This window comes from Gaiella sp. (assembly GCF_035558935.1).
Classification (GTDB): domain Bacteria; phylum Actinomycetota; class Thermoleophilia; order Gaiellales; family Gaiellaceae; genus Gaiella.
The window spans coordinates 1-7,590 of record NZ_DATMBZ010000030.1; the positions used below are offsets into that span (position 1 = coordinate 1).

8 protein-coding genes are annotated in these 7,590 nt (G+C 71.9%); 1 reads left to right on the plus strand and 7 read right to left on the minus strand.

The window, feature by feature from the left end; translation table 11 throughout:
- From VNM44_RS03405 to VNM44_RS03425, 5 genes are all read right to left on the minus strand, one after another.
- Positions 1 to 423 (minus strand): lysylphosphatidylglycerol synthase transmembrane domain-containing protein (locus tag VNM44_RS03405; RefSeq protein WP_325622628.1); only part of this gene is annotated, 423 nt, incomplete at its 3' end.
- Positions 420 to 1,544, minus strand: coding sequence for a DegT/DnrJ/EryC1/StrS family aminotransferase (locus VNM44_RS03410; protein WP_325622630.1), 1,125 nt, complete (start codon positions 1,542 to 1,544; stop codon positions 420 to 422). The genes VNM44_RS03410 and VNM44_RS03405, both read right to left, overlap by 4 nt.
- Positions 1,528 to 2,769, minus strand: coding sequence for an ATP-grasp domain-containing protein (locus tag VNM44_RS03415; protein WP_325622631.1), 1,242 nt, complete (start codon positions 2,767 to 2,769; stop codon positions 1,528 to 1,530). The genes VNM44_RS03410 and VNM44_RS03415 overlap by 17 nt, the downstream gene beginning before the upstream one ends.
- Positions 2,727 to 3,722 carry a dTDP-glucose 4,6-dehydratase gene (locus VNM44_RS03420; protein ID WP_325622633.1) on the minus strand — a complete coding sequence of 332 codons (996 nt, stop codon included), beginning with the start codon at positions 3,720 to 3,722 and terminating at the stop codon, positions 2,727 to 2,729. The genes VNM44_RS03415 and VNM44_RS03420 overlap by 43 nt, the downstream gene beginning before the upstream one ends.
- 2 nt (positions 3,723 to 3,724) lie before the next feature.
- On the minus strand, positions 3,725 to 4,693 hold the full coding sequence (locus VNM44_RS03425) for a glycosyltransferase family 2 protein (protein ID WP_325622635.1): 969 nt from the start codon (positions 4,691 to 4,693) through the stop codon (positions 3,725 to 3,727).
- Between the two features lie 26 nt (positions 4,694 to 4,719).
- Here VNM44_RS03425 and VNM44_RS03430 point away from each other — a divergent pair, with 26 nt between their 5' ends.
- Positions 4,720 to 5,361 carry a DUF402 domain-containing protein gene (locus tag VNM44_RS03430; RefSeq protein WP_325622637.1) on the plus strand — a complete coding sequence of 214 codons (642 nt, stop codon included), beginning with the start codon at positions 4,720 to 4,722 and terminating at the stop codon, positions 5,359 to 5,361.
- 23 nt (positions 5,362 to 5,384) lie between these two features.
- Here the strand turns inward: VNM44_RS03430 and VNM44_RS03435 are convergent, their stop codons facing one another.
- A complete protein-coding gene (locus VNM44_RS03435; protein ID WP_325622639.1) occupies positions 5,385 to 6,797 on the minus strand; it encodes a DHA2 family efflux MFS transporter permease subunit in 1,413 nt (470 codons plus the stop codon).
- Between the two features lie 57 nt (positions 6,798 to 6,854).
- Positions 6,855 to 7,436, minus strand: a complete 582-nt coding sequence (locus tag VNM44_RS03440) for a TetR/AcrR family transcriptional regulator (protein ID WP_325622643.1) — start codon at positions 7,434 to 7,436, stop codon at positions 6,855 to 6,857.
- Positions 7,437 to 7,590 lie beyond the last annotated feature (154 nt).

The following is a 7,590-nucleotide window of genomic DNA, read 5'->3' on the forward strand; positions in this document are numbered from 1 at the left end:
GGCGAGCACGAACCCGATCGCCCCGAGCAGTACCGTCCCGGCTCCTCCGAGCCCGCGCTCGAGCAGGATGATCGACGTGATGTCCGCGGTGCGTCCGGGATGCCGCCGCGACGTCTCGTAGACGCGCATCGCGTCGCCGCCGATCGAGGTCGGCAGCACCTGGCTCGCTGCGTACGAGACGAAGTAGGCCCGCGTCAGCCACGCGAACGTCTCGTCCATCCGCTGCGCGCGCATCAGCCACTGCCAGCGGAGCGCCATGGGCAACGCGGTGCCGATCATGATCGCGACGGCGAGGACGAACCACCACGGGTCCGCGTCGAGCAGCGTGTCGACGATCTCGTGGAGGTCGACCTTCCAGACGAGGTACGCGAGCGCGAGGCCCGTGACGAGGAGCGTGAGGCCGATGCGGACGGAGCGCTTCACGGAGCGAAACGCGCGTGAACGCGCCCGAGCGCGTCGATCGCGTCGGCGATGTCGTCGTCGGAGTGGGCCGGCGAGAGCGGCAGCGACAGCACCTGCTCGCCGGCGCGCTCGGCGACCGGCAGCGCCGGCTGCGACGGGTACCGCTCCCGGAACCACGTGAGGCGGTGCACCGGGAGGAAGTGGATGCTCGTCGCGATTCGCTCCTCCGCCAGAGCCCGCTGGTAGTCGTCCCGCGTCGCGCCCGCCCGTTCGGCGTCGATCCGTACCACGTACAGATGGAGCGCGTGCGTGTCGCGCGGGTCGCGCGCGAGCGGCTCGATCCCGTCGAGTCCGGCGGTGCCCTCGTCGTACAGCGCGAACTGACGAGCACGGATCTGCGCGTGGAGGTCGAGCTTGTCGAGCTGGACGAGCGCGATCGCCGCGAGCACGTCCGAGAGGTTCGCCTTGAAGCCCCACGTCGTCTGGTCGTACCGCGACCCGTCGCCACGTCGGGTGAGGCGCATCGCGCGGACGGCCTCCGCGACGTCGTCGCGGCTCGTCGCCACGAGTCCGCCCTCGCCCGCGGCGACGTTCTTCGTCGCGTAGAGGGAGAAGCACGTCGCATCGGACAAGCCGCCGAGCTTCCGGTCGCGGTAGCGGCTCTCGAGCGCGTGCGCCGCGTCGTCGACGACCGGCAGGCCGAGCGCGTGGATCGGGTCGAGGTCGCACGGTTGGCCCGCGAGGTGGACAGGGAGGATCGCCTTCGTCCGCTCCGTGACGAGACCCGGGACGAGCGCGGGATCGAGGTTCAGGTCGTCGTCGCGAACGTCGCAGAAGACGGGTGTCGCACCGGTGTGCTCGATCACGTTCCCCGTCGCGGGCCATGTGATCGGCGATGTGATCACCTCGTCGCCCGGCCCGACGTCGAGGGCGAGGAGCGCGAGGTGCATCGCCGCGGTCCCTGAGCTCACCGCCAGGACGTGTCGGGCCTCGAGGTACTCCGCCATCCGGTCCTCGAGCAGGGCGGCGCGCGGGCCGGTCGTGAGCCAGCCGGAGCGCAGCGTCTCGGCGACCGCCTCGACCTCCTCCTCGCCGATCGCGGGCGGCTGGAAGCCGAGGGGCGTGCTACGACGGGTCCGCATCGACCCGGAAGCGTACGGCGTCGGCCCCACGGCGTCCGCGCTCGAGCGCCTCCTCGCGATCACGACCCGTCACGAGGATCGCCCCCGCCCGGTCGGAGCCCCGGCGGAGCGGGCCGAAGACGTGGCCCGGCCGCCGGTAGACGCGGACCCACTCGACGCCGGGGATTGCCTCGACGTCGATCACCCCCTCGACCTCGAGGAGGCGCCCCTGCGGCGGGACGAGGAAGACGACGGCAGCGCCACTGGCCCCGGAGGGGCCCGTCCCCCGCGACGCATCGGTGTCGAGGGCCGGCAGCGTCGCGGGCGTCAGTCCCCGGTCGGGGACAGACCCCAACGCGAAGTCGATCGCCAGGGTATTCAGGTCGACACCGGTCGCGACCTCGCACAGCTCGGCGTCGTGCCCGCCGCCGAGCCGCGCCGCGACCTCGATGACGACCGGGCCGTCCGGCCCGATCCGCAGCTGGGTGTACGACGGCCCGTTCGCGATCCCGACCGCCTCGACAGCGGCCTTCGCCGCGGTGACGACCGCGCCGACGTCGTGCACGCATGGCCACACGTGCGCGAGCGCGACGCCGAAGGCCGGCGGCGCGGCGGTCATGCGGTCGGTGACGGTCAGCGGGACGAGCTCGCCGTCGACCGAGACGGCGTTCACGGTCACCTCCGGCCCCTCGACGTGCTCCTCGACGAGGACGGCGCCGCTCCGCGACTCTGCGATCGCCGCGTCGAGCGCGGCCTCGAGCTCGCCACGGTCTCGCACGAGCGTCAGGCCGCGCTGGCCCTGGCGGTCGGGCGCCTTGACGACGGCGGGGAGCCTCAGCGCGGGATCTCGCGCGTCGAGCGCCCTCGCGTGGGGCACGCCGGCCGCTGCGAACGCCTCGCGCTGACGCGCCTTCGACGTCGCGAGCGCGCCGGTCCGGCCGTCGATCGGGTGCGCGAGACCGATGCGCTCGGCGACCCGTGCCGCGATCCCAACCGGCCAATCGGCCCCGGGCGAGACGATCCCGTCGACGTCCCGCGCGCGGGCGAGCCGGTCGACGGCCTCCTCGTCCTCCGACGAGATCACCGCACGCTCGTCGGCGAAGACGAAGCCGGGCGCCTGCGGGTCGCGGTCGACCGCGATCACCTCGATGTCCTGCCGGCGGCGGGCGGCCTCGAGCAGCCCGAGCTGGGCGGGACCTGCGCCTAGGACGAGGAGACGCCGACGCGCCCGAGGACGCCCCGCCACCAGGCCTCGTTGTCGCGGTACCAGGCGACCGTGCGCTCGAGGCCGTCCTCGAAGCCGATCGACGCCCGCCAGCCGGTCAGCCGCTCGAGCTTGTCGGTCGAGCCGATGTGGCGGTCGACCTGGCCCGGCCGCTCGTCGACGTGGACGGTGCCGAGGCCTGGCTCGCCGACCGCCTCGAGTACGAGACGCGCGATCTCCGTCACGGAGATGTCGACGCCCGTCGCGACGTTGACCACCTCGCCCGCGACGCGCTCCAGCGGCGCGTCGATCAATGCCTCGATCGCGGAAGCCGTGTCGTCGACGTGGAGCCAGTCGCGGCTCGCGTGCCCGTCGCCGTGGATCGTCAGCGGCTCGCGGGCGAGGGCCTGGGTGACGAACCGTGGCACGACCTTCTCCGGGTGCTGGCGCGGCCCGTAGTTGTTGAACGGGCGCACGATCACGACCGGCAGGTCGTACGTCACCCGATAGCTGTACGCGAGACGGTCGCCGCCGGCCTTCGTCGCCGCGTAGGGGCTGCGCGGATTCAGAGGGTGCTCCTCGTCCATCGGGTCGCGCTCAGCGGTGCCGTACACCTCGCTCGACGACACGAGCAGGAAGCGCTCGACGGGTGTCTCGCGGATCGCGTCGAGCAGGATCTGCGTCCCCTCGACGTTCGTGGTCACGAACTCGGAGGCGCCCTCGCGGATCGACTTCTCGACGTGCGACTCGGCCGCCGCGTTGACGATCACGTCGACGCCGCCGACAACCTCGCCCACGAGCCCCGCGTCGCGGATGTCGCCGTGGACGAACTCGAGCCGCGGATGGCTCATCACGTCGGCGAGGTTCTCGAGATTGCCGGCGTACGTCAGGGCGTCGAGCGAGATGACGTCGTGATCCGTGTGCTCGAGCAGGTGGCGGATCAGGTTCGAGGGGATGAACCCGGCGCCGCCGGTGACGAGGACGCGCCTTGCCACGCTCAGATCTCCTTGTCGACGAGGTAGAGGGGACGGTGCTCCACGACGCGCTGGATTCTGCCGAGATGCTCGCCGACGAGGGCGAGGATGAAGCCCTGGACCCCGAGCACGGCGACGACGAGCGCGCCGAGGAGGAGCGGGCCGGGGAAGTTCGACTCGGTGATCCAGTAGACGGTCCCGTAGACGCCGAGCGCGAGCGACGCGAGCGTGCACACCGCCCCGAGCACGACACCGGCGGTCTGGATCGGCTGCGGCCAGAAGCCGGCGAGCACGTGGAGCGCGAGCCGCGTCAGACGAAGCGGCGAATAGCGCGAGGCGCCCTGACGCGGCGCGTGCGCGACGTCGACCTCGACGACCGACGCACCGCCCGAGAGGACGAGCGCCTTCGTGAACTTCTGGCGGCCGATCGCGCCGAGCATCGGCTCGACGGCGCTCCGCCGGTACGCGTTGAACGCGCAGCCGAAATCCGAGATCGCGACCCCGGTGAAGCGGCGCAGCATCCCGTTGATGAGTCGCGACGGGAGCGTCCGGCCCCACGAGTCGTGTCGCGCGGCGCGCCGGCCGCTCGCGACGTCGTACCCCGCCTCCACGGCCTCGACGAGCTTCGGCACGTCCTCGGGCGGGTTCTGGAGGTCGCCGTCCATCGTGACGACGACGTCGCCGCGCGCCCGTGAGAGGCCCGCGTGCATCGCGGGATGCTGACCGACGTTCCGCTTGAGGCGGACGGCCCGGATGCGGTCGTCGCCCGCGTGGAGTCGCTCGAGCGTCGCGAACGTCCCGTCGGTCGAGCCGTCGTCGACGTAGAGCACCTCGTACGACCGTCCGGACGCCTCGAGCGCGGCCGTCAGCCGCCGATGGAGCTCGTCGAGCGTGGCGCCCTCCTGGAACAGGGTGACGACGACCGAGAGCTCCGGGGCCGGGCCGGCGGCGACGTCGCCCTCGGGCGCGCTCAGGGTCTCCGGCCGGGCCATCGCCTCAGGGAGCGTACCCCGGTAGCGTGGCGCGGGTGGCATGGCGGCGCGGCGAGACGATCGTCCATCGCGAGGTGTGGCGCGGAGTGCCCTGGTGCGCCTCGCCGGTGGTCGTCGTCGAGGATCGCCCCGAGCTTCTCGTCACGTATCTCCCCGAAGAGGCGCCGTTCGCGTTCCCGCCGAGCGCGGACGGACGCCCGCATCCGTGGTCGGGTAAGCGCGCCTGGTCAGGGCACGGAGTGCTCACGCTGAGGCGTCCTGGCGAGGCGTACTCGGTCTGGCACGTCTGGGAAGGGCCCGAGCGCCGCTTCGCGGGCTGGTACCTCAACCTCGAAGAGCCTTTCCGGCGCACGTCGATCGGCTACGACACGCAGGACCTCGAGCTCGACGTCTGGATCCCGGTCGACGAGCCATGGCGCTTCAAGGACGAGGAGCTGCTCGCCGAGCGTGTGCTCGACGGCCGCTACACCGACGAGCAGGCCGCCGCCACACACGCGCTCGGTCGCACGATCGGCGCGATGCTCGATCGCGGCGAGCGCTGGTGGGAGGACGTGTGGTCCCGATTCGAACCGGACTCCGCGTGGCGGGCACCGTCGTTCCCGGACGGCTGGGAGGTCGCCGAGATCCCAGCGGCGCCGGCGCCCGCCGCCTACGTCGCGCTCGCCTGACGGCGAGCGCGACGCGGCGTGGCTCACGCAGGGTCGGCGAGCGGCTCCGCGACGGCGAGAGGCTCGCCGAGGCGGCGGACGCGCGGCGGCATCGCGAACGCGGCGATCGCGCCGAGGGCCACGACGCCCGCGCCGACGAGCACCGCGGCGTTCATGCCGTCCGAGAACGCCTGGGCCGATCCGTAGCCACCGACATGCGAGAACACCGCAGCGAGGACCGCGACGCCGAAGACACCGCCGAGCTCGCGGAGCGCGTTGTTGGCACCCGAGGCCTGACCCTCCTCGCTCGGCCGGACCGCCGAAAGGACGACGTTCGCGATCGGCGCGAAGAAGAGACCCATGCCGACACCCGCGAGGACGAACGGCGCGATCAGCGACGAGTAGGCGACGGCCGGCGTCGAGACGAGCCCGATCCACCCGAGCGCGACCGCCTGCAGCGTGAGCCCGGTGCCGACGATCAACCTCGGGCTGATCCGGTCGGAGAGCGCCCCGGCGACCGGGGCGATGAACATCGGAGCGATCGTCCACGGCAGGATCCGGAGCCCGCTCTGGAGCGGCGAGTAGCCCTGGATCGAGACGAAGAACTGGGCGAGCAGGAAGATCGAGCCGAACATCCCGAAGAACATCAGGAACGACGCGCCGTTCGCGAGCGCGAACGTGCGCGAGCGGAAGAACCGCATCGGCAGCATCGGCGCCGACGCCCTCAGCTCCCATGCGACGAACGCCGCGACGAGAACGGCGCCCAGGGTGAGCGAGCCGATGATCTCCGCGCTCGTCCATCCCTGACCGTTTCCGCGCACGAGGCCCCACACGATCCCGAACAGCCCCACGCTCGCGAGCGCGACGCCCGGGAGATCGAGCCGGCCGGCCGGGCCCCGGCTCTCCTCGAGCCGGCGCAGCGCGAGCGGGACGAGCAGGAGGCCGATCGGCGCGTTGAGCCAGAAGATCCACTGCCACGCCATGCCCTCGACGACCGCGCCGCCCACGAGTGGGCCGAAGGCGATCGCGAGACCACCGACGCCGCCCCAGGCCCCGAGCGCGAGACCGCGCTTCGCCGGCGGCACCGCGGCGCTCAACAGCGTGAGGGTGAGCGGCATCACGACCGCCCCGCCGAGCCCCTGTACCGCGCGGGCGACGTTGAGCGCCTCGACGTTGGGCGCAAGGGCGGCCGCGACCGACCCGAGCGTGAAGACGCCGAGGCCGAGAGCGAACATCCGACGCCGGCCGAATCGATCGCCGAGCGCGGCGCCGGTCAGCAGGAAGACGGCAAACGTGAGCGTGTACGCGTTGACCGTCCACTCGAGCTGCTCCAGCGACGCGCCGAGGTCGGCGCGGATCACAGGGAGAGCCGTCGTGACGACGAGGTTGTCGAGCGACACCATGAAGAGCGCGACCGACGTGATCGCGAACGTCCAGAGCGTCTTGTGTGTGGTCATGGACTTCTCCTTTAGGTCGTGATCAGTCACTCACATATAAGCCCGAAAAGAAAGGGCTCACTGGCTCTCTCCGCCCGCCGCCGCGAACGCCTCGGTGCCGATCGCGCCCTCGAGCAGGCGGCGGGCCCACGGCTCGCGACTGTTCCAGAGGTCCATCGCCGCGGCCACGTTGAGGAGCATTCCACCGGCGAACCAGCTCGCGACGGCCGTCTGGTCGAGGCCGGAGACGGTTTCGACGAAGAGGTGCAGCTTGCCGTAGCCGGCGCGCATCGCGTCGCGCACCTCGGGGTCGTCGCAGGCGGCATAGCCCTCCATCTGCGCCAGGAGCCGTGTCCGATCGGTCGTCACCATCGCGACGTACGCCTTGCCCATCGCCTCGAGCGCCTCCTCTCCCCGCTGCTCGCCGGCCGCCTGCCGGAAGAGCTCGAGCGTGTCGTCCATGCAGCGCTCGATCGTCGCGAGGAAGAGCTTCTTCTTGGTGCCGAAGAGGCGGAAGAGGTACGGCTGGGAGATCCCCGCGGCCTCGGCGATCTCCTCCGTCGACGTGCCGTGAAGGCCGCCGCGCGCAAATGCCCGGAGCGCGGCGGCGAGAACGGTCTCCCGACGCTCGCCTGCTGTTTGCCTGGTGGCCGAGCTCATATGTAAGTGATAGCTCACATACGAGCCCGAAAAGAAAGGGCTCACTGGCTCTCTCCGCCCGCCGCCGCGAACGCCTCGGTGCCGATCGCGCCCTCGAGCAGGCGGCGGGCCCACGGCTCGCGACTGTTCCAGAGGTCCATCGCCGCGGCCACGT